General features: G+C 63.9%; 17 protein-coding genes. 11 read left to right on the forward strand and 6 right to left on the reverse strand.

Translation table 11 applies throughout. The annotated features are described in order from the left end of the window. Positions 1–34: 34 nt before the first annotated feature. Positions 35–1,381, reverse strand: a complete 1,347-nt coding sequence (gorA, locus tag C84B14_RS09530) for a glutathione-disulfide reductase (protein WP_353223650.1) — start codon at positions 1,379–1,381, stop codon at positions 35–37. Between the two features lie 149 nt (positions 1,382–1,530). On the opposite strand from gorA, the gene C84B14_RS09535 reads away from it, so the two are divergent. Continuing rightward, on the forward strand, positions 1,531–3,603 hold the full coding sequence (locus tag C84B14_RS09535; RefSeq protein ID WP_353223652.1) for a M3 family metallopeptidase: 2,073 nt from the start codon (positions 1,531–1,533) through the stop codon (positions 3,601–3,603). A gap of 14 nt (positions 3,604–3,617) precedes the next feature. Here C84B14_RS09535 and C84B14_RS09540 read toward each other — a convergent pair whose 3' ends face one another. Further along, positions 3,618–4,088, reverse strand: coding sequence for a DUF1499 domain-containing protein (locus C84B14_RS09540; RefSeq protein ID WP_353223654.1), 471 nt, complete (start codon positions 4,086–4,088; stop codon positions 3,618–3,620). An 84-nt stretch (positions 4,089–4,172) separates the two neighbouring features. Between C84B14_RS09540 and xth the strand changes: the two genes are divergently transcribed. After that, positions 4,173–4,946 carry an exodeoxyribonuclease III gene (gene xth / locus C84B14_RS09545; RefSeq protein ID WP_353223656.1) on the forward strand — a complete coding sequence of 258 codons (774 nt, stop codon included), beginning with the start codon at positions 4,173–4,175 and terminating at the stop codon, positions 4,944–4,946. Positions 4,947–5,090: 144 nt separating this feature from the next. Here the strand turns inward: xth and C84B14_RS09550 are convergent, their stop codons facing one another. Together C84B14_RS09550 and C84B14_RS09555 are read right to left on the reverse strand one after the other, a co-directional pair. Further along, positions 5,091–6,563 carry a sodium:solute symporter family transporter gene (locus C84B14_RS09550; protein ID WP_353223658.1) on the reverse strand — a complete coding sequence of 491 codons (1,473 nt, stop codon included), beginning with the start codon at positions 6,561–6,563 and terminating at the stop codon, positions 5,091–5,093. Between the two features lie 93 nt (positions 6,564–6,656). Next, positions 6,657–7,508, reverse strand: coding sequence for a carbon-nitrogen hydrolase family protein (locus C84B14_RS09555; protein ID WP_353223811.1), 852 nt, complete (start codon positions 7,506–7,508; stop codon positions 6,657–6,659). 128 nt (positions 7,509–7,636) lie between these two features. Between C84B14_RS09555 and C84B14_RS09560 the strand changes: the two genes are divergently transcribed. Beyond that, positions 7,637–8,548: a LysR family transcriptional regulator gene (locus tag C84B14_RS09560; protein ID WP_353223660.1), complete on the forward strand. Its 912-nt coding sequence runs from the start codon at positions 7,637–7,639 to the stop codon at positions 8,546–8,548. An 87-nt stretch (positions 8,549–8,635) separates the two neighbouring features. Here the strand turns inward: C84B14_RS09560 and C84B14_RS09565 are convergent, their stop codons facing one another. Beyond that, positions 8,636–9,580 (reverse strand): Gfo/Idh/MocA family protein, encoded by a 945-nt coding sequence (locus tag C84B14_RS09565; RefSeq protein ID WP_353223662.1) that lies wholly within the window; start codon positions 9,578–9,580, stop codon positions 8,636–8,638. A gap of 322 nt (positions 9,581–9,902) precedes the next feature. Here C84B14_RS09565 and C84B14_RS09570 point away from each other — a divergent pair, with 322 nt between their 5' ends. The 6 genes from C84B14_RS09570 (at position 9,903) to C84B14_RS09595 (ending at position 16,851) form a co-directional block, all read left to right on the forward strand. Beyond that, complete coding sequence (locus C84B14_RS09570) at positions 9,903–10,343, forward strand: DUF411 domain-containing protein (RefSeq protein ID WP_348765376.1); 441 nt, start codon at positions 9,903–9,905, stop codon at positions 10,341–10,343. Positions 10,344–10,387: 44 nt separating this feature from the next. Then, on the forward strand, positions 10,388–12,373 hold the full coding sequence (locus C84B14_RS09575; protein WP_353223664.1) for a copper resistance system multicopper oxidase: 1,986 nt from the start codon (positions 10,388–10,390) through the stop codon (positions 12,371–12,373). Beyond that, a complete protein-coding gene (locus C84B14_RS09580) occupies positions 12,366–13,175 on the forward strand; it encodes a copper resistance protein B (RefSeq protein WP_353223666.1) in 810 nt (269 codons plus the stop codon). The genes C84B14_RS09575 and C84B14_RS09580 overlap by 8 nt, the downstream gene beginning before the upstream one ends. Positions 13,176–13,496: 321 nt before the next feature. Further along, a complete protein-coding gene (locus C84B14_RS09585; RefSeq protein WP_353223668.1) occupies positions 13,497–13,892 on the forward strand; it encodes a MerR family transcriptional regulator in 396 nt (131 codons plus the stop codon). Then, entirely contained in the window at positions 13,885–16,305 is a 2,421-nt protein-coding gene (locus C84B14_RS09590) for a heavy metal translocating P-type ATPase (protein WP_353223670.1), read from the forward strand. Before C84B14_RS09585 ends, C84B14_RS09590 begins: the two co-directional genes overlap by 8 nt. Positions 16,306–16,461: 156 nt before the next feature. After that, entirely contained in the window at positions 16,462–16,851 is a 390-nt protein-coding gene (locus C84B14_RS09595; RefSeq protein WP_353223672.1) for a DUF2267 domain-containing protein, read from the forward strand. Positions 16,852–16,869: 18 nt separating this feature from the next. Here C84B14_RS09595 and C84B14_RS09600 read toward each other — a convergent pair whose 3' ends face one another. Next, positions 16,870–18,105 (reverse strand): MFS transporter, encoded by a 1,236-nt coding sequence (locus C84B14_RS09600; protein ID WP_353223673.1) that lies wholly within the window; start codon positions 18,103–18,105, stop codon positions 16,870–16,872. A 281-nt stretch (positions 18,106–18,386) separates the two neighbouring features. Between C84B14_RS09600 and C84B14_RS09605 the strand changes: the two genes are divergently transcribed. Then, on the forward strand, positions 18,387–19,787 hold the full coding sequence (locus tag C84B14_RS09605) for a sensor domain-containing diguanylate cyclase (protein ID WP_353223674.1): 1,401 nt from the start codon (positions 18,387–18,389) through the stop codon (positions 19,785–19,787). Between the two features lie 124 nt (positions 19,788–19,911). After that, positions 19,912–21,534, forward strand: a complete 1,623-nt coding sequence (locus C84B14_RS09610; RefSeq protein ID WP_353223676.1) for a putative bifunctional diguanylate cyclase/phosphodiesterase — start codon at positions 19,912–19,914, stop codon at positions 21,532–21,534. The last annotated feature ends 11 nt before the right edge of the window (positions 21,535–21,545 follow it).

Raw genomic sequence — 21,545 nt, forward strand, 5'->3', positions numbered from 1 at the left:
CCAAGATACCGAGCGCAGTAGTTATGTAGAGGCCTCACGTCATGGTGACGAACTCTTCCGCACTGGTCGGATGAATCGCCACGGTGTCGTCGAAATCCTTCTTGGTCGCGCCCATTTTTACGGCGACCGCAAAGCCCTGCAGCATTTCGTCGGCGCCGTCGCCGATCACATGCGCACCGACGATTTTTTCCTCTGCGCCCACGCAGACCAGCTTCATGTCGCTGGGTATCTTGTGTTCGAGCACGCCGTGATAGAGCGCGACGTAATGGCTGGTATAGATCTTCACCGCGTCGTCGCCGTACTGCGCGCGCGCATCGGCCTCGGACAGGCCCACGCTGCCGATCGGCGGGTGCGTGAACACCACGGTCGGGATGTTGTGATAATCGAGCTTGCGATCCGGCTGGCCGCCGAACAGTCGATCCGACAGGCGCCGGCCGGCGGCGATCGCCACCGGGGTGAGCTCGATCGCGCCGGTGACATCGCCCAGCGCATGCACGCCGTCGATGGACGTGTCCTGCCATTCGTCGACGACGATCGTGCCGTCGGACGCCAGCGCCACACCTGAAGCCTCTATATCGAGATTATCGGTATTCGGCAGCCGTCCGATCGCCCAGATGAGCTTGTCGACGGTTACCGAATCGCCGTCTTCGAAATCGACCCGGATCTGCTCGCCGGCTTCGCTGAGCTCGGCGGTACTGCGATGCATCTGCACATCGATACCGGCTTCTTTCATGCGTTCGATGAGGGTGTCGCCGAGCATCGAATCGAAGCCCTTGATGACATGATCCTTGCGCAGCAGCAGCTTGACGTCGCTGCCCAGCGCATTGAGCACGCCCGCGAGTTCCACGGCGATATAGCCGCTGCCCACGATCGCCACGCTGTTCGGACGCTCGCGCCAGGTGAAAAAGCCGTCCGAATCGGTGCCCAGCGCCGCCCCCGGGATCTCCGGCCAATGCGGCTTGCCGCCGGTGGCGATCACGACATGATCGGCGTCGAGCTCGCGCTCGCCGACCGCAATCCGGCGCTCGCCGATGAAACGTGCGTCGCCGGCGATGAACTCGACCTCGTCCTTGTCGAGGTTGCGGGCATAGATGCCGTTGAGGCGCTTGATATAGGTTTCGCGGTTATCCACGAGCTTGGCCCAGTCGTGTTCGGGCACGCTGGTGGCGAAGCCGTAGTGCGCCGCGTCGCCCGCGTGCTGGGCGAATTCGGCGGCATGCCACATCACCTTCTTGGGCACGCAGCCCACGTTCACACAGGTACCGCCCAGGCGGCCGCGCTCGATCAACGCCACTTTCCGGCCATAACTGGCCGCCCGGCGTGCGGTCGCCATACCGCCGCTGCCGCCACCGATTACGACCAGGTCGAAATGTTCACTCATAACTGCTCGCTCGCCATATGATGGTGCCCATTGTATTCACCGGAGCGCGGCACGTCGTGGGGCGCTCTTGATCCGGCGCCACCGCAGCCGCACATTCGTACGCATCGGCGACTCCGCAGTGTTCGCCTAGTTTCCTACACGAGAGCATCATGACCGATACGCAAGACAACCCGCTGGTGACCATGCTCGACGGCGGCCAGCTGCCGGATTTCGACGCCATCAAGCCCGAACATGCCGAACCGGCCGTCGAGAACATGATTGCCGACGCCCGGCGCGCGGTGGATCGCGCTATTGCCGAAAGCGTGAATCCGAGCTGGGACAAGCTCATCGCCCCGCTGGATGCAGCCGAGGACCGCATCGGGCGCGCGTTTTCGCCGGTATCGCATCTGCATTCGGTGATGGATTCGCCGGCCTGGCGCGAGGCCTATCAGGCCTGCTTGCCGAAGCTCACCGCGTTTTCGTCCGAACTCGGTCAGAACACGGCCCTGTTCGAAGCGGTGCAGCGCCTGCGCGACTCCGACGAATTCGACACGCTCGATGCGGCCCAGCAGCGCGTGGTCACCGACATGCTGCGTGATTTCCGTCTGGCCGGCGTGGCACTCGACGACGCCAACAAGAAACGCTATGCCGAAATCGCCCAGCGCCTGAGCGAGCTGTCGACCACCTTCCAGCAGAACGTGCTCGATGCCACCCAGGCCTGGCGCAAGCACATCACCGACGAAGCACGCCTGAGCGGCCTGCCCCGGTCGGCGCGTTCGCTGCTGGCCCAGAACGCCAGCAACAAGGATCTCGACGGCTGGCTGGTCACCCTCGATGCGCCCAGCTTCATCGCCATCATGACCCACGCCGACGACCGCGAGCTGCGTGCCGAAGTCTATGAGGCCTTCTCCAGTCGTGCGTCGGAAGTCGGCCCCAATGCGGGCGAATTCGACAACGGCGCGATCATGGACGAGATTCTGGCGCTACGGCATGAAGCCGCGGGCCTGCTCGGCTTCGACAACTATGCCGAGAAGTCGCTGGCCACCAAGATGGCAGAAACGCCAAACGAGATCGAAGCGTTCCTGCTCGATCTGGCCGAGCGCAGCCGGGGCCCGGCCGAAGCCGAGCTGGCCGAACTCAAGTCGCTGGCCGCCGACGACGGCATCGACGACTTTGCTGCTTGGGATGTCGGCTACTACAGCGAAAAGCTCAAGGAACAGCGCTACGACTATTCCGCCGAGGACCTGCGCCCCTATTTCCAGGGGCCGAAGGTGATCGACGGTCTGTTCAAGGTGGTAGAAAAACTCTACGGCATCCGTATCGCCGCGCTCGAGGGCGTGTCGACCTGGCACGAAGACGTCACCGTCTACGAAATCCGCGACGACGCCGACGAACGCCGCGGCGTGTTCTATCTCGACCCCTATGCCCGCGAAGGCAAGCGCGGCGGCGCCTGGATGGATGGCTTCCAGAGCCGGCGCATGGACAACAGCGGCCTGCAGCTGCCGGTCGCCTTTCTGACCTGCAACTTCTCCCCGCCCATCGGCGGCGAACCGGCGCTGTTGACCCACGACGAGGTCACCACCCTGTTCCATGAGTTCGGCCACGGCCTGCACCACATGCTCACGCGTGTGGACTATGGCCCGATCTCGGGCATCTCCGGCGTGGAATGGGATGCGGTCGAGCTACCCAGCCAGTTCATGGAAAACTGGTGCTGGGAGCGGGCATCGCTGGATCTGTTCGCGGCCCACTACGAAACCGGCGAGGCACTGCCCCAGGATCTGTTCGACAAGCTCTATGCCTCGCGCAATCACATGGCCGGTTGGCAGATGCTGCGTCAGGTCGAGATTTCACTGTTCGATCTGCGCCTGCATCGCGACTACGACCCGAACGTGGCCAGTCAGGTGATGGATACGCTGGCCAAGGTGCGTGCCGAAGTGGCCGTGCTCACGCCGCCGGCGGTCAACCGCTTCCCGCACAGCTTCCAGCACGTATTCGCGGGCGGCTATGCGGCCGGCTACTACAGCTACAAATGGGCCGAAGTGCTCTCCGCAGACGCATTCGCCGCCTTCGAGGAAACCGACCTGTTCGATACCACCACCGGCCAGCGTTTTCTCACCGAAGTGCTCGAACGCGGCGGCACCCGCGATGCGATGGACAACTTCGTGGCCTTTCGTGGGCGCGAACCGTCGATCGATGCCCTGCTGCGCCACAGCGGGCTGGACGGTAACGAGCGGGCCGCCTAGCGCGGCCGGCACGCTCAGGTTTGGGCCGACAGCTGCGCGTTGAATCGGGCGCGCAGCTGCTCGACCCGTTTCCGGTTGACGCCGAAATCGTAGTAGCCCAGCCGCGACGACGACTTTACGTCGATGTGTTCGGCTTGCGGCTGGACGATGAAGGTCACGTCGTCGACAAACCCCAGCGTGCTGCGAAAGGTGGCATGGATGAAGCGCTCTTCGGCGCGCTCCACGGTCGCACCCTCGCTGGCGCCAAGGATATCCAACAGGGTCTGGCGGGCAGCCGCGGCCGTCGCCTGCTTGTAGGCAAACGGCGCGACGTATTTCGAGTCGTCCCGATCGGCCTGCGACGAAACACAGTGGGGCGCGCTCGAACAGGGCGTGAATTCGGTTGCCGAACGGGTGAACTGCTTCGGGGGCGGACTGGCACAGCCGATCAGGCCCGAGGTCATTACAATGGCGGCAGTAAAAGGCTTGGATAGAAGTCGACGCATGGCGTGATCCGGCACGGGCAAGAAGGTTGTCCGCAGGTATAGCGCGCCGACCGCCTCGACCGCAACGCAAAGGAACCCCGCCGCATGCAAATCGCCACCTGGAACGTCAATTCGCTCAACGTGCGTCTGGAGCACGTGCTGGCCTGGCTCGAAAAGAACCCGGTCGATGCCCTCGCGCTGCAGGAAACCAAGCTCACCGACGACAAGTTCCCCCGAGATGCCATCCGCGAAGCCGGCTACGAAACCGTGTTCACCGGCCAGAAAACCTACAACGGCGTGGCCCTTCTCACGAAAACGCCCGCCGAGGATGTCGTCTATGCGCTGCCCGGCTTCGAGGACGACCACAAGCGGGTGATCGCGGCCACCGTGAACGGGGTACGCGTAATCGGCGTGTACTGCCCCAACGGTCAGGCGCTGGATTCACCCAAGTTCGAATACAAGCTGGCCTGGTTCGAAGCCCTCGCCAGCTGGCTGAAAGCCGAGCTGCAAAGCCACGACAAACTCGTACTCACCGGCGATTTCAATATCGCCCCGCGCCCGGAAGACACCTACGACTCGGACAAATGGGAAGGCCGCATTCTGTGCTCGCCGCCCGAGCGCGCCGCCCTGCAGACCCTGCTCGACGCCGGGCTGACCGACTGCTGGCGGCTGTTCGACGAGCGCGAAGGCCGGCACCGTTTTACCTGGTGGGATTATCGCAACGGCGGCTGGGCACGCAACGCCGGGCTGCGTATCGACCATGTACTTGCCACACCCGCGCTGGTCGAGGCCTGTCGCGATTGCAAGGCACACGTCGGCGAACGCGGGCGCAAGCGCCCCTCCGACCATGTGCCGGTGGTGGCCGAGTTCGACCTATAAGCGCTTGCTGCCCGCCTACGGGCAGCAAGCAAACACCTGACCGGCTCAGTCGCGGTACCACAGGGCCAGACCGAGCCCGCAGACCGCCAACGCCCCGATGGTTCCATAGAGCCAGATAGTCATCATTTCGTTGACCCACATGCTTCAGCCCTCCTGTGTGGTGAGATGGTGACGGGTGGCAATGCCGACCACGAGCATGACCGTCAGACCGATCAGTACGCCGACCGAACCGGCGGCCATGGTGCTCTTGATCGCATCCGTGAACATGATGGCCAGATAGGCGACCAGACCGGCGACCAGGGAACACGAGGCGGCAGCCCGCGTGGCCAAGGCCGGGAAGAACAGGCTGGCCAGCAACGGCCCGAGCGTGCCCGAGGCCACCCCGGAAATACCCACCCAAATGAACATGCCGATCGACTCGGGGGGATTGAACACGATCAAAGACGCGACCACGCCGACTACGATGACCGAAATACGCGACAGCAGCAGCGCCGAGCGTTCGGCTTCGGCCGGCGATTTCTTGATATAGCCACGGCGTACAAGAACCTTCAGATAGATATCGTTGGCCACGATCGTGGACATCACCACGAAAATCCCGTCGGTGGTGGACATGGCCGCGGCGATGATGACCAGGCCGAGAAACGCCGATACGATCGGCGGAAAGGCGACGGTCACGTACTGGAGCAAACTGGTATCCAGGTTGTCGACGTCCACGGTCACCGCGGCATACAGCCCCCCGAATATGACCAACAGGAAGCCAAGCGCCGCCACGATATAGACGATAATCATGCGGCGCATATCTTTCGGGTCCTTGAGCGCCAGCACCTTGTTGAACAGCTGCGGCTGGGCGGCGAACGCAAACTGGATGATGAAAGCACCCACGATGGCCGGCACCGAATAGAACACGATCGAATCGGGATTGGTCACGGCCACCAGATTGGGGTCGCGCGCTTCCAGCGTCTGCGATATTTCGGTCAGCGCGGCGGTGAGGCCGCCGTCGAACATCCAGAACACGGAGACGAACACCAGCACCCCCATGATCACCATCAGCAAGGCCTGGGCCGCATCGGTATAGATATCGGCATAGGAACCGCCACCGAACACATAGGCCACCACGATGACGGCGATGAAAACGACGCCGACGTCGTAAGGCAACCCGAGCAGGGTGTTGAAGATCCAGGCCCCTGCAGCAAACTGTGCGGCGATATAGAAAATGTTGAAAAGACAGATCAACGCGGCGCCGACCCGCACGAAATCGCTGTCATAGCGATCACCCAGCCAATCGGGCAGCGACAATGACTTCTGACTGATATTCATTGCCCGTGCGCGCTTGGCGATGACGATCAGGCCCAGCGGCGAGGCCGCGATCAGGGTCAGGAATATCCAAAGCGACGAAAAGCCCCATTCGTAGGCCCAGCCGGTATAGCCGACGAAAGTCGAGGCGCTGAAGAAAGTCGCGGCATAGGCCAGGCCCAGCACGACCGGTCCCAGCGAGGCCCCGGCGATGGAAAAGTCGGCGATGGTGGCGGTTTTCTTGGAGCCGATATAGCCGAGCACGGCAATCAGCGCCAAAAATATCACCAGGCCGATCCATATCATTATTCGCGTGTCGTTCACGTTGACTCCCCCAATTTCAGTGATTATTAATCCGGCACCAAGACAGCTGGCTGCGTCAGCTGTTTTCAACGCCTTCCAAGCGATGCCCGCTTGCTAGAGCAGCCGGTCAGTCAGAAAGCGATAGCTGGTGCGGGCAGCGATCAGGTCTTCCCTATCCAGCTCGGCCCTTAGAATTTCGCTGTCGCGCTCACCCGCCGTCGCAAGGATCTGGCCGGTCGGCGCGACGATCTGGCTCAGGCCGAGGCGCTCCCAGACACCGGCCTGAGAGCCCATATCGAGGCTTCCGCAGGCGTTGCAGCCCACGACGAAGGCCTGGTTCTGTATCGCCGTGACCATCGGCAGCGCCGCCCAGTAATCGCGTTTGACGTGCTCGATTCCGACCCCGCCCTTGGCGCCACCGCGCCAGGTGGACGAACAGAACACGATGATTTCTGCGCCCTGGTCGGACAGCGCTCGAAAATACTCGGGGAACATCACGTCGTAGCAGATCGCGATACCGATACGTCCGAGCGGACTATCGATGACTTCGATCGAATCTGCAGGCGTGTAATAGAGCTTTTCCAGACCTGGCAGGTGGACCTTTCGGGTAACCCCGAGCAGACCGTCTGGGCCGATCAATGCGGCGCTGTTGTAGATCACGCCGGTGGTATCTGCACGCTCGGCGAACCCGACCACGGCATGGGTGTTGGCGGCCCGGGCCGCGTCGGCCACACGACCGAGTTCCGGACCGTCGAGCTCGATCGTGGCTTCGCGCCAGTAGCGTTCATAGCCGCCGGGTTCGTGCCGGAAAAAACTCGTGATGCCCATTTCGGGGAACACCACGAGTTCACTGCCACGCTGGCCTTCCTCTTCGAGCCGCTGCTCGATATAGACCAGGTTGGCTTCCATCTGCCCCATGTCGCCGGGCGCGTGCTGCACCACTGATACAGCCGTGTTCGCTTTCATCACCAAGACATCTTCTCGATTGATTCAATGTCGAGAAGCTAGCCGCTCATGCCGGCCCTGCGATAGATAAAAATTGTTACAGCGCATGTCATAATTTTTACGCTCGCCACTATGCCACCTTGGCTGACATGTCAGACGAAGCCCAACTACTCGCGACAAACTGGAACGACCTGAAGTATTTCCTGGCGCTTGCCCGACACGGGCGCCTGACCCGGGCCGCACGTGTGCTCGACGCCTCTCGTGTGACTGTCGGCAACCGTATCCGGGTACTCGAAAGCGCGCTCGACGCACAGTTGTTCGTGCAGACAGGCGACGGTTTCAAGCTGACCCACGTCGGCATGGGCCTGTTACGCCACGCGGAAAATCTGGAACGCAATCTTCGTCTCGGCCTGGAGGGGATCGAGGCGCCGGGCGCACGATCGCGCGTACGCATCGGCGTCACCGAAGGGCTGGGCGACAACTACCTGTCACGCCGCATTGCGGCCTGGGTACCCGACAGCGGTATCGATATCGATTTCATCTCGTTGCCCAAGTCGACCACCGTCACCAGCCGTGAAGCCGATATCAGCATCACGCTGGAGCAGCCGACCGGGGAATTCGTGATCCGGCGTCTGCTGACCGCCTATACGCTGGGCGTTTATGCCAGCCACGACTATCTCGCCCGGCACGCCGCCATTCGCCATCGCAGCCAGCTCATTGATCATGGATGGATCGGCTATATCGACAACAGGCTGTTCACCGGCGAACTGAGGTACCACTACGAGATCGCGCCGCAGCTGAATTTCGTGTTCCAAAGCACCACCATCGGCGCTCAGAAGGAAGCGGCGCTGGCAGGCGTGGGGCTATCGATCCTGCCCGACTACATGGCGGCGCACGAGCCGCGCCTGGCCCGGGTGCTGACCGACGATCTGCGCTTCGTGCGGCATTACTGGATATCCACCAACCGCGACCTGCATCGCTTCGACGCCGTTAACCGCAGCTGGCATTTCATCGTCGACCGGGTAAACAGGGATCAACGGCTGCTTTACTCAGACGCGTGAATACCCCGGTCACCATTCGCCGGCCGGCCATCGCCGTTCCGATTGATCGGCCGAGCGTTATACCCGGCCCCCTGTACTACCACAACGTCAATAGCGGCTGGATTCCTCTACCGCCGCGTTGATGCGCTCCAGCGTTTCCACCACGGCCAGCGCGCTTTCGCCGTCGGAGCGGGCAGGCTCGCGATCCTTCACGCGGTCGAGGAAGTGCTGCAGCTCGAGCTTGAGCGGCTGGCCGTCGCCGCGGTGGACGACCTCGCTGCCTTCATCGTGATTCTGCAGTTCGGCATCGATCCAGCGGCGATGATGGGTGACCGTCTGGGCGACTTCGTCGTAAACGAGCATGCCGCGCGAGCCGCGCAGGATGGTGCGCCGGTCGGTTTCCGGCCACAGCCAGGATGTATGGATATTGCCGCGCACGCCGTTGGCGAATTCCAGATGCACATGCACCTCGTCCTCGACGCCCAGGCCAAGCATGCGATGGCCGGTACCACGGACCCGTTCGGGGGCTTCGCCGACGAGATACAGCATCACCGCCATATCATGCACGCCGATATCCCAGATCACGTTCTCGGCACTGCGCGCACGCCCGAGATTGAGCCGCTCGTGGCGAATCGAAAACAGCTCGCCGATCTCGCCGTTCGCGACGTATTCGCGTATCCAGGCGATCGCGGGCTGGTAGATCAGCAGATGGCCGACCATGAGAATGGCGTCATTGTGCCGCGCGGCGTCTACCAGTTGGCGCGCTTCGCCAGAGCTGTGCGTGAGCGGTTTTTCGACGAACACATCCTTGCCGGCCTCGATGGCCGCCATGGCAATCTCGAAATGCGACGGCGTGGGCGTGGCAATGGTGACGGCATCGCAGTCGGCAGATTCCAGGGCGGCACGCCAGTCCTCGAATAGCGATACGCCCGGATACTGCTCGCCGTAGCCGTTCAGCCGTTCCGTATTGCCTTCCACAATCCCGGCCAGCACGCCGAGCTCGTCGAGATTACGGATGATGTTCTTGCCCCAGGCGCCGGCCCCAATCGCCACTACTCGCATACGTCGTCGTCCTGTCACCGGTTCGTAACGCGCCGTAGTGTACGCGCTTGTCTTCAAGCAGGCCCGACCGGGCCTGGACACTCGTGTGGCGGCCGCCGCTCGAACGGCGCGGATTGAGTGCCGGCTGCCTGTCGGCCAGCCTCCGACAGAATTTCCCGCATGGCTCTCAGGCTATTGATTAAAAATATTTTATCGACCGACCCAGCACCCAAGTCCGTACCCGGGTCCACGTTGTCGCCGTAGCCTTGGCATGGCTATATTCGGCGTGACCCAACCCCGCGCATGCTACGCGCCCAGCTGTCGGAGCCACGCCATGACCGCGTCTCGTTTTCGCACGCTCTACCGATTCACGGCCGCCATGCTGCTATGGGCACTCGCCAGCGCCGCGGTCGCCGCGCCGCTGAGCGCGACCCTGTATCGCGATGCCAATTGTGGCTGCTGTCACAAGTATGTCGATCATCTGCGCGCGGCCGGCTTCGACGTAACCGTGGCCGAAATGGGCGATCGCGCCGAGCGGTTTCGGGCCGCGGGCGTAGCCCCCGAGCTGAGTTCCTGCCATCTGATGCGCATCGGTGGCTATACCGTGGTCGGCCATGTGCCGCTCGAAGTCGTGGCGAAACTGCTGCGCGAACAGCCGGACATCGACGGCATCGCCCTGCCCGGCATGCCGATCGGCACCCCCGGCATGCCGGGCGAGAAAACGCAGACCTTCGTCGTGCGCACCTTGCAGGGCGATGTCTATGCGCGCCTCTAGACCCGCGCCGAATCCGGCGCCGGATTTCGAATTCGGGAGGACTCATGGGTCAACGAACCACCGATAGCGACCGCCGCCGCCTGTTGCGCGCCATGGGTGCGAGCGGGCTGCTGGCCGGCTTCAACGCCCTGTTGCCGGCCTATGCCCGGGACAACCGGGGCGCCGACGCACGACAGCAGCCGAGCGCCCCCGCGGCCCGGGTCGCAGGCGGGGCGCCCCGGGATGTCGTCATGGATCTGCACGTGCGTCGCGAGCGCATCGATATCGCCGGCGGCCGGGCCTCGGCGCTGACCATCAACCACAGTACGCCCGGCCCGATCCTGGAACTCTGGGAAGGCCGTAACGCCCGTTTGCGGGTGCATAACCATCTGGATGAACCGACCTCGATGCACTGGCACGGCCTCTTGCTGCCGTTTCAGATGGACGGCGTGCCCGGTGTGGCCTTCCCGGGGATCGCCGCGGGCGAGCGCTTCGAAGTCGATTTCCCGGTCCGGCAGGCGGGCACCTACTGGTATCACAGCCATTCGGGGTTGCAGGAACAAAGCGGCCAGATCGGCCCTATCGTGATTCATCCGGCCGACGACGACGGCATCGACGCCGACCGTGAGTACGTCATCGTGCTCAACGACTGGACCTTCGAGGATCCGCACCGCATCGTCGCCCGACTCAAGAAGATGAGCGACTACTACAACTTCAGCGAGCGCACCCTGGGCGACTTGGCCGAGGATTTTCGTACCGCCGGAGTCGCCAGCACCCTCAGGGACCGTCTGGCCTGGGGCGAAATGCGCATGAGCGCCCGCGATATCGCCGATGTGACGGGCCATACCTACACCTATCTCATGAACGGCCTGCACCCCGAGGCCAACTGGACGGGGCTGTTCACGCCGGGCGAGCGTATCCGCCTGCGGGTGATCAACGCCTCGGCCATGACCTACTTCAACGTCCGAGTGCCCGGCCTGCCGATGACCGTGGTCGCCGCCGACGGCAAGGAAGTCGAACCGGTCGAGACCGACGAATTCCAGATCGGCGTCGCCGAAACGTTTGATGTGGTCGTCGAACCCACCGCCGACCAGGCTTATACGGTCATGGCCGAAAGCATGGACCGCAGCGGCTATGCCCGCGGCACCCTCGCGCCGCGCGTGGGCATGGCCGCCCCCGTGCCCGCGCTGCGCGAACAGCCACAGCGCACGATGATGGACATGGGCATGGCCATGGGCGATATGGATATGGGCCACATGAAGATGGGCCACGGCCAGCACGGCGACGCGATGAGCCAGGACATGAACCATGACTCGATGCCGGGCATGCCGGCCGCGCAAGAGAACCACGGCATGGCCGGCATGGGCCATACACGCCATCAGAGTCACGCCACCGACGGCGCGACAACGGCGGGCATGGACCACGACATGAGCAAGATGACCCATGGCAGTGGGCCAAACGCCGAACATACGGGCACCGGCGCGATGATGGAACAGGCGGGACCGATCGTCGCCGAACACGGGCCCGACATGCACGGCGCGGGCAATATCAATGTCGCCACCGTGCAGCGCGACCGGCTGGCCGAACGGGGCACCGGCCTCGAGCACGTCGATCATCGCGTGCTTACCTACAGCCAGTTGCGCAACGTACGGCCCATGCAGGATCGCCGCGAGCCATCACGCACCATCGAAATTCATCTCACCGGCAATATGGACAGCTACATGTGGTCCTTCGACGGCGTGAAATATTCCGATTCGACGCCGATCGAGTTCCCCTACGGCGAGCGCATCCGCCTGATCCTGGTCAACGACACCATGATGGAGCACCCGATCCATCTGCACGGCATGTTCATGGAGCTGGAAAACGGCCAGGGCGACCGGCTGCCCTTCAAGCACACGCTGAGCGTATTGCCGGCCTCGCGTGCCTCGCTACTCGTCACCGCCGACGAGCCGGGCCGCTGGGCGTTTCATTGCCACCTGCTCTACCACATGGAAATGGGCATGTTTCGCGTTGTGCGCGTGAGCGACCGGGCCGGAGGCGCCGATGCATAACCAAGCACTCACGCTCCTGTGCTGCGCCCTGCTGTCGGGCGTGAATACGTCGGCATGGGCGCAGGCCGACGGCGACGGCAAGGCCGCTCTGGAGTCGGTGATTCCGGCAGGCCCGGCCGACCCCAACAGCGGCGCTCCGGCCGCATGGAACAAACCGATCCACGACAAGCAGACCCATACCTTCGTGCTGCTCGACCGCCTCGAATACGGCGACATCGACGGCACCAACAACTATCTCTGGGATGCCCAGGCCTGGATCGGCGGCGACCTCAACAAGCTCTGGCTCAAGACCGAAGGCGAAGGGCCCATGCGCGGTGGCTCGCCCGAGGACACCGAATTCCAGGCCCTCTACAGCCGCACGATCTCGCCGTTCTGGAGCGCACAGGCAGGCCTGCGCTACGACATCAATCCCAACCCGGACCGCGGCTTTGCCGTGCTCGGATTACAGGGCCTGGCCCCGTACTGGCTCGAAACCGATCTGGCCGCCTTCGTCAGCGAAGACGGGGACGCCAGCCTGCGCGGCGAGTTCGAATACGAACTGCTGCTCACCCAGAAGCTGATCCTGCAGCCACGCGCCGAAATCAACGTCGCCGTCCAGGACGTGCCCGCCTACGGCATCGGCAGCGGCCTGAACAATACCGAGATGGGGCTGCGCCTGCGCTACGAATTCATGCGCGAGTTCGCCCCCTATATCGGCGTGCGCTGGGAGCAGACCTACGGCGACACCAAGGACATGGCCCGCGCCGAGGGCGAAGCCACTTCCTCGACCGCGTTCGTGGTGGGCCTGCGCGCCTGGTACTAGGGCCTGTCGTCGCGGGATATACCATCGCAACCCCCAACGAATAACGATCGGTCGGCGGCCAAGCCACGGCAATTCAGCGTTATGGTTCATGGGTTGGCTCGCTTACGTGACACAACCACGCGGCACTCGCGATGCCTTGTCTTGCCGCGGCTTGGTCGCCGATGCGACGGCTTCTCTCGCGACGACAGGCCCTACCCACGGTCGAAAACCCGGGCACAACGTCCCTGCCTTCAGCCCGAGCAGATGCCAACGCTGCAATAAAGGCTTGACTCTGTAGCCGACTACAGACTTAAGGTTTGAAGTCCCTACGCAGGTGACGCCATGACCTATTCGATCGGACAACTGGCCAAGGCCACGGATACGGGTATCGAAACCATTCGCTACTACGAACGGCGAGGCTTGATGCCGGAGCCGCCGCGCGCGGCCAGCGGCTATCGGCGCTACCCGGCCGATGCCGTTCAGCGGCTGCGCTTCATTCGCCGCTCGAAGCGGCTGGGCTTTACGCTCGACGAGATAGCGGCCCTGCTGCAGCTGCAGGCCGGCGGCCAGCGCGCGGATATCAAGGCGATTGCCGAGGCCAAGCTCGAAGAGATCGAAACCCGTCTGGACGATTTGCAGCGCATGCGCGCCACGCTCGAAGACATGACCCGGCGCTGCTCGGGCCACGGCCCGGTCGAGGGCTGCCCCATCATCGAAACGTTGAACGACAATGAGTGATTGCTGCCACGCACAGGCCGACCACGACAATACGGCCAAGGACCCGGTCTGCGGCATGACCGTGGTGCCCGGCGAAAAGCCGCACTACGACTACAACGGTCAGACCTTTCATTTTTGCTGCACGCGCTGTCGCGAGCGTTTCGCCGCCGATCCGGAATCGTTTCTGAACCCGGTACAAGACGATACGCCCGCGCCGCCCGGCACCCGCTATATCTGCCCCATGTGTCCGGGCGTGGAAAGCGACCACCCGGACGATTGCCCCAAATGTGGCATGGCGCTGGAACCGGCCAAGCCGCCGAAACGCCAGACGCAGTACACCTGTCCCATGCACCCGGAAATCGTCGAAGACAAGCCCGGCGACTGTCCGAAATGCGGCATGGCGCTGGAGCCCACCGCCGTCAGTCCGGACAGCGAAGATCCGGAACTCCAGGCCATGCAGCGTCGGTTCTGGATCAGCCTGCCGCTGGCCGGCGCCGTGTTCGTACTCGCCATGGGCGACATGATTCCCGGCGTGGATCTGCACACCTGGCTGGGTGCGGGCTTCGGCTGGCTGCAGTTCGCCATGGCCACGCCGGTGGTGTTCTATTGCGGCGGCTTTGCCTTCAAGCGCGCCTGGCAATCGGTGGTCAACGTCAGCCCCAATATGTGGACGCTGATCGCGCTCGGCGTGGGCGCGGCCTACGGCTTTTCCATCGTCGCCCTGTTGCTGCCGGGTGTATTGCCCGCCGCGTTCGCCCAGAACGGACATACGCCGCTGTATTTCGAGGCCGCCGCGGTGATCATCACCCTGATTCTGCTCGGCCAGGTCATGGAAGCGCGTGCCCGCGGCGCGACCTCGCGTGCCCTGTCGGCCCTGCTCGATCTCGCCCCGCCCAGCGCCCACCGGCTCGACGACGACGGCAACGAAACCGATGTCGCCCTCGACGATCTGGCCGCCGGCGACCGCCTGCGGGTACGCCCGGGCGAAAAGGTGCCGGTGGACGGCGTGATCGTCGACGGCCGTTCCACGCTGGACGAATCCATGATCACCGGCGAGCCCGAACCCCAGAACAAGCAATCCGGCGACAAGGTGACCGGCGGCACGGTCAATCAGGCCGGCGGCTTCGTGATGCAGGCCGAATCGGTCGGCGACGACACGGTGCTGTCGCGCATCGTGGATATGGTCGCCGCCGCCCAGCGTTCACGCGCGCCGATTCAGAGCATGGCCGACAAGGTGGCTGGCGTGTTCGTGCCGGCGGTGGTGCTGGCTGCCGTTATTGCTTTTGCGGCATGGGCGTTGTTCGGGCCGGCACCGGCACTGTCCCATGCGCTGGTAGCCGCCATTTCGGTGCTCATCATCGCCTGCCCCTGTGCGCTGGGCCTGGCCACGCCGATGTCGGTGATGGTGGGCATCGGCCGCGGTGCCCGCGAAGGCGTACTCATCCGCGACGCCGAGGCGCTCGAGCGCATGCAGGACGTCGACGTGCTGCTCATGGACAAGACCGGCACCCTCACCGAAGGCGCGCCGCGCGTGGTCGCTATCGAGACGGCGGGCGGTTTCGACGAGGCCGAACTGCTGCGCCTGGCCGCGAGCCTTGAGCGCGCCAGCGAGCATCCGCTGGCGCGCGCGATCTGCGCGGCCGCCAGCGAACGCGAGCTGTCGCTCGAACAGGCCGGCGATTTCGAATCGATCACCGGCCGGGGCGTGGCCGGGCGTATCGACGGGCGTACGGTTCAGGTCGGCAATGCCGCACTGATGACGCATTACGGCATCGACACCACGGCACTGACGACCCAGGCCAACGAACGCCGCGGTAGCGGCGAAACGGTGATGTGGATCGCCGTCGACGGCGCCCTGGCGGGCTTCGTGGCCGTGGCCGACCCGATCAAGGCCAACACCCGGGATGCGGTGGCCATTCTGCACGAGGCCGGCCTGCGTCTGGTGATGCTCACCGGCGACAGCGAAGCCACCGCAAAAGCGGTCGCGGCCGAGCTGGGCATCGACGAAGTCCATGCCGGTGCCCTGCCCGAAGACAAACACGCCCTGGTGGAAAAACTTCAGCAACAAGGGCACCGCGTGGCCATGGCCGGCGACGGCGTGAACGACGCGCCGGCGCTGGCCCAGGCCGATGTGGGTATCGCCATGGGCACCGGCACCGATATCGCCATGGAAAGCGCGCCGATTACGCTGGTGAAAGGCGATCTGCGCGGCATCGCCAAGGCCCAGCGACTCTCGGCCCAGAGCATGCGCAATATTCGCCAGAACCTGTTCTTTGCCTTTGCCTACAACGGCATCGGCGTACCCATCGCAGCGGGCGTGCTGTATCCGCTGCTGGGCACCCTGCTGTCGCCCATGCTCGCCGCGGCAGCGATGAGCCTGTCGTCGGTGTCGGTGATCACGAACGCGCTACGCCTGCGCGCAGCCTCGCTCTAACCGATCTTTGTTGCGAGCGGCCACGCCCGTGGCCCGTGCATGCCCGCAATTACGTGGTTGCCCCGATAGCCGCGCGGGGGCAGTGCGGGCATAGTCCCCGGCCAGTGGATACGTTTGACGGCGTATCCGAATCGAACGACAGAACAGGGATTGCCCATGCAGACCGAAGATTTCATTGCCCGCGTAGAACAGGCCAGCGGCGTTAACGATCGCACCGTAGCCACCAACGTGACATTCGCGACCATCGAATCGCTGTGCCTGCACCTGCCGCAGGAAGAGATTCGCAAGCTCACCTCGCAGCTGCCGTCGGAACTGTCCCAGGCCGCACTCAAGGGCGGCCAGCAGCACAGGGGCCAGGCCGAAGGCTCGGTGGCCCTGGACGATTTCTATAGCGAAGTCGCCACCCGCGCGAACATGGACGCAAACGACGTGCAGGAACCCGTGCGTGCGGTGATCAATACGCTCAAGCAGGCGGTGACCACCGGCGAATTCGTCGACGTCACCTTCGACCTGCCGCCCGAGCTGAATACGCTTCTGGCCAGCTGATACGCCCTACGGCAGACGCTACGCCGGCCCGCCCCGGGCCGGCGCATTTTCAATCTGCGCGAGCTTGCGCATCGCGATCGTGCCGACCAGCGGCCCAAGCGCGAGCAGTGCGAACGCATACGACCAACCCATGGATTCATGCACGATCGGTATCAGCCAGATCGTGGGGATGGTCAGCACATAGCCGATGGCCTGCTGCAGCGTCAGCGCGGTCCCGACATAGCGTTGATCGCCCAGCTCCGTGATCGCGGTCGAGAACTGGGCCGAATCGGCCACCACCCAGAATCCCCAGATCAGCCCCACGATCAGAATGAGCGGCCAGGCGGTGGTCGGAATGAAACCGATAATCAGCGCACAGCCGCCGGATACGACCATGGCCAACACGGTGGCTTTGCCGCGCCCCCAGCGATCGCCCAGAATACCGCCCACCCAGCAGCCAACGGCCCCCACCCCGATGGCGGCAAAGGTGGCGACCGCGCCCAGCGCCCGGGGTGCCTCGAACGCATTCCTATCAAGCACATCGCCAAGAAATACGCCGAACCAGGCCCACATGGCATAGAGCTCCCACATGTGGCCGAAGTAGCCGATACAGGCCAGACGCACCGGCCGATCCGAAAACACCTGCCAAGCCTTGCGCGGGTCGAACACGGCACGCGGGAAGTCGAACGGCCCGTCGCGGCCCAGATAGCGGGCGATCACGCCGCCGGCGAAGGACATGATCGAACTCGCGGCGATCACCACCCGCCAGTCCAGCCCGCCCAGTCCGTTGACCAGATGCGGCGCGGCCGACCCGAGGGTCAACGCACCCACCATGATGCCCAGCGCCGTGCCGCGCTTAACCTTGAACCAGGTCGCCATCGCTTTCAGGGCAGGCGGATAGACGCTGGCCAGGCCGATGCCGGTGAGCACGCGCAGTAAGACGGCCAGGGCCACCGGCGGGGCCAGCAGCAACGCCGCGTTGGAGATCGCGGCCAGCAGCGCGCCGTAGAACATCAGCCGGCGCGGCGCCATACGATCGGCGATATTGAAAACCGCGCTGGCCAGCGCGCCGATCACGAAGCCAAGCTGTACCGCGATGGTCATCCAGGCCGCCGCACCCCGCGATAGGGCCCAGCCGGCACGCAGCTGGGGCACGACCGCGGTGGCCGAAAACCAGGCCGTCATGCCCAAAAGCAGCGCCGCCGCGAGAATCAGCAATGCCTGCCAGCGACCCGCGGGATCAGGCACGCCGCTGCTCGACGCTTTCGCCGTCATCGTTCGGGCTCGACGGGCGCGCCACCACGCACACGCCACGAATATCCCGGGTGGTCGATCAGCAAGGTCTATCCTCCGGTTCGCGGTTCAAAGCGGTCTTGACGCCGCCTGGGTATGGCATAGCACATGCCCGGCCGGCGATAAAAGCCATACTTCGCACAAAGGCCGGGCGGGTTTGCGGTACGCTTTGGAGGTGGCCAGATCGCGCACGCGATGTTCGGCGGCGAAACACGCGACCCTACGCGTGCCAGGGGGGCATCTTGAAAAACCTAAGCGCAGATATGATCGCAGACGAAGCACTGGCGCTCGACAGTCAATCGCTGCGTGTTCTGCTCGCCCGGGTGTTTGCCGAGGTCAGCGAGGCCGTCATCATCAGCGACGTCGACCGACGGGTGGTGATGACCAACGAAGCCGCCAACCGCCTCTTTCGTTATACCGCAGCTGAATTCGCCGGCCTTTCCACGGCGGCGTTATACGAGCGGCGTGAAGATTTCGAGCAGCTCGGCGCGACGCGCTACAACGCCCAGGCCGACGACGCCCGTCATACTTATCTCATGCGCTATCGGCGTCGCGACGGCAGCGTATTCGAAGGTGAGACCACCGCCGGTGCGATCCGCCACGGCGACCGCGGCACGCCACTGTTTTTGGGGATTATTCGCGACGTATCGTCGCATATCGCCACGAACAAGGTGCTGCACTCGCTCAACCAGATCACGTCCGATCCGACCCGCGGGTTCGAGCAACGCCGGCGTGAGATTGTCGAGCTGGGCGTCCAGCATTTCGCCATGGCCTACGGGGTGGTCGCGAAAATCGACGGCCAGCGCTACGAAGTCAAAGAGGCCGAATCGCCGGACGGCAGCATCGCCGTCGGCGCTATCTATGAACTGCCCGATACGTACTGCTATCACGTGCTTTCGAAGCGGGGTCCGTTCGGCGTTCATCACGCCGGCGAGAGCAAACTCAACGCCCATCCCTGCTATGCGAAATTCCGGCTCGAGTCGTATCTGGGCGCCCCGATCACCGTGGACGGCCGTGTTTATGGTGTGTTGAGTTTCTCCAGCTCTCTGCCGTCGTCCCCCTTCACTCAGCAAGACTACGATCTGATCGCCATGTTCGCCCAGTGGCTGGGTCATGAAATCGCGCGCGAACAGGATCTCGCCGCACTTCGCCATGCGCACGAACGACTTCAAACGCTTGCCACGCAGGACGAGTTGACCGGCTTGGCCAACCGGCGGCTGCTCTCCGAGCAGCTCGATCATGAACTCAATCGCGGCCAGCGCTATACGCGCAACCTGAGCGTGGCCCTGATCGATTTCGATCACTTTAAGCAGCTCAACGACCGCTACGGCCACGCCGCCGGCGATGCCGCGCTCAAACTGTTCGCCGATATCGCGCGCCAGACGCTGCGCAACAGCGACACGATCGGCCGCTGGGGCGGGGAGGAATTTCTGGCGCTGCTACCCGAAACAACGCTGCCCGCGGCCGCCAACACGCTCGAGCGCCTCGTGGCTCGCGTACGCGATACCCCGCTCGAAATCGAAGGCGAGCAAATCACCCTCACCGTCTCCGCCGGGGTGACCTGCGCCCAGAACGACGAGACGCCGGCTCAGGTGCTCAAGCGCGCCGACGATGCGCTCTACAGCGCCAAGGACGACGGCCGCGACCGCGTGAACTGCGGCTAGCCGACAGCCAAACATCCGTTCAAGTTGGCGGCGCAACCGCCGATCAAACGTCGTACTACCAATTTATTAGCGCAGACCCGGCTGTGCCGGTCTGTCTATTGTCGCTGTGTGCGACGAACGGGCCATGAGCATGATCGACAGCGTGACGGAGCTTGAGGCGCTTGCCACGGGCATCGCCATTATCGATGGCGACAACGTCATTACGTATGCCAATACCACGTTCGCCCGGCGGCTAAATATTGAGGTGCTGCCGCGCCGGCTCACGGATATCACCCTGCCTGAAGCCCGTTCCCGCGACCTGCTCGAATGGCAGCTGCGGGATATCGGCGAATCGGCGCTCACCATCGAGATCGCGCCCGGCCGGACGCTGACGTTCTATATCGGCGCACGCCGCGACGACCAACGCATGGTTATCGTAGCCAGCGGCTGGCCCCGTCGCGAAGAGTCCACGCTCGATCTCGCCGCACAGCTCGATCCATTGACCGGCTTCGGCAACCGCCTGATGTATGCCGAACGCCTGCGTGAGCTCGAAGCCACCGGCGCGCGCTGCGCGGCCGTGCTCGTCATCGACCTCGACCACTTCAAGCAGGTCAACGACACGCTCGGGCACGGCGCCGGCGACGAACTGCTGGTGCTGGTCGCCCAGCGTATTCGCGCCTCGACCCGCGGCAACGATACGCTCATCCGGCTCGGCGGCGACGAATTCGTGATCCTCATACCGGAGGAAAAACGGCGCGAAGGCCTCGAAGCGCTGGCGGCCCGACTGGTCAACCTGCTCGGACGCCCGTTTCTGGTCAACGGCCACCAGATCAATATCGGTGCGAGCATCGGCATTGCCACGCTCGTGGGCGACAGCGAACAGCTTCAGGACCTGTTGCGCCATGCCGATCTCGCCCTCTACGAGGCCAAGCATCAGGGGCGCGCGGGCCATTACGTGTTCCAGTCCCAGCTGGAACAACGCGCCTTCGACCGGCGCGACTTTGAAGTCGATCTGCGGCGCGCGCTCGGCCTGCGCCAATTCACCCTGCACTATCAGCCACAGACCTCGATCCGCGACGAACGCGTGATCGGCTTCGAAGCGCTGATTCGCTGGGAGCATCCCACGCGCGGGCGCGTATCGCCGCTGGACTTCATCCCGCTGGCCGAAGAGATCGGCGAAATTGCATCCATTGGCCGCTGGGTGATCCGCAAGGCCTGTGAACAGGCCATGACCTGGCGCGACGAACGCCTGATCGTGGCGGTCAACGTCTCCCCGGCCCAGTTCGCCGACGACACCATCATCGACGTCGTTCGCGATGCGCTCGCCCACAGCGGCCTCGCGCCGGCGCGTCTCGAGCTGGAGATTACCGAAGGCCTGTTCCTCGATGAATCGGAAGCGATCATGCGTCGGCTCTGGGCCATTCAGGAACTGGGCGTGGCCATCGCGATCGACGATTTCGGCACCGGCTATGCATCGCTGGGCTATCTCAACAGCTTCCCGTTCTCCAAGATCAAGATCGACAAATCCTTCATCCAGGCCGAGCCTTCGCCGCGTGCAAAGGCCTTGATCAGCGGCATTCTTGCCATGGGGTCGAACCTCGGCATGGCCACCACGGCCGAGGGCATCGAAACACTCGAACAATACCGCCAGCTCGAACACGAAGGCTGCAATCTAGCCCAAGGCTACTACATTGCCCGGCCCATGCCGGCCGAGCAGATCGCCGACTTTCTCGGCCAATTCCGCCTGTCCGCCGCGCAGGCGAGCTAGCCTTCAGGAGA

It is taken from the genome of Salinisphaera sp. C84B14 (genome assembly GCF_040361435.1).
Lineage (GTDB): Bacteria > Pseudomonadota > Gammaproteobacteria > Nevskiales > Salinisphaeraceae > Salinisphaera.

Coding starts and splice junctions, on each gene's coding strand:
- gorA (WP_353223650.1), bottom strand. CDS start 1,381: ATGAGTGAACATTTCGACCTGGTCGTAATCGGTGGCGGCAGCGGCGGT.
- C84B14_RS09535 (WP_353223652.1), top strand. CDS start 1,531: ATGACCGATACGCAAGACAACCCGCTGGTGACCATGCTCGACGGCGGC.
- C84B14_RS09540 (WP_353223654.1), bottom strand. CDS start 4,088: ATGCGTCGACTTCTATCCAAGCCTTTTACTGCCGCCATTGTAATGACC.
- xth (WP_353223656.1), top strand. CDS start 4,173: ATGCAAATCGCCACCTGGAACGTCAATTCGCTCAACGTGCGTCTGGAG.
- C84B14_RS09555 (WP_353223811.1), bottom strand. CDS start 7,508: ATGAAAGCGAACACGGCTGTATCAGTGGTGCAGCACGCGCCCGGCGAC.
- C84B14_RS09560 (WP_353223660.1), top strand. CDS start 7,637: ATGTCAGACGAAGCCCAACTACTCGCGACAAACTGGAACGACCTGAAG.
- C84B14_RS09570 (WP_348765376.1), top strand. CDS start 9,903: ATGACCGCGTCTCGTTTTCGCACGCTCTACCGATTCACGGCCGCCATG.
- C84B14_RS09575 (WP_353223664.1), top strand. CDS start 10,388: ATGGGTCAACGAACCACCGATAGCGACCGCCGCCGCCTGTTGCGCGCC.
- C84B14_RS09580 (WP_353223666.1), top strand. CDS start 12,366: ATGCATAACCAAGCACTCACGCTCCTGTGCTGCGCCCTGCTGTCGGGC.
- C84B14_RS09585 (WP_353223668.1), top strand. CDS start 13,497: ATGACCTATTCGATCGGACAACTGGCCAAGGCCACGGATACGGGTATC.
- C84B14_RS09590 (WP_353223670.1), top strand. CDS start 13,885: ATGAGTGATTGCTGCCACGCACAGGCCGACCACGACAATACGGCCAAG.
- C84B14_RS09595 (WP_353223672.1), top strand. CDS start 16,462: ATGCAGACCGAAGATTTCATTGCCCGCGTAGAACAGGCCAGCGGCGTT.
- C84B14_RS09600 (WP_353223673.1), bottom strand. CDS start 18,105: ATGACGGCGAAAGCGTCGAGCAGCGGCGTGCCTGATCCCGCGGGTCGC.
- C84B14_RS09605 (WP_353223674.1), top strand. CDS start 18,387: ATGATCGCAGACGAAGCACTGGCGCTCGACAGTCAATCGCTGCGTGTT.
- C84B14_RS09610 (WP_353223676.1), top strand. CDS start 19,912: ATGAGCATGATCGACAGCGTGACGGAGCTTGAGGCGCTTGCCACGGGC.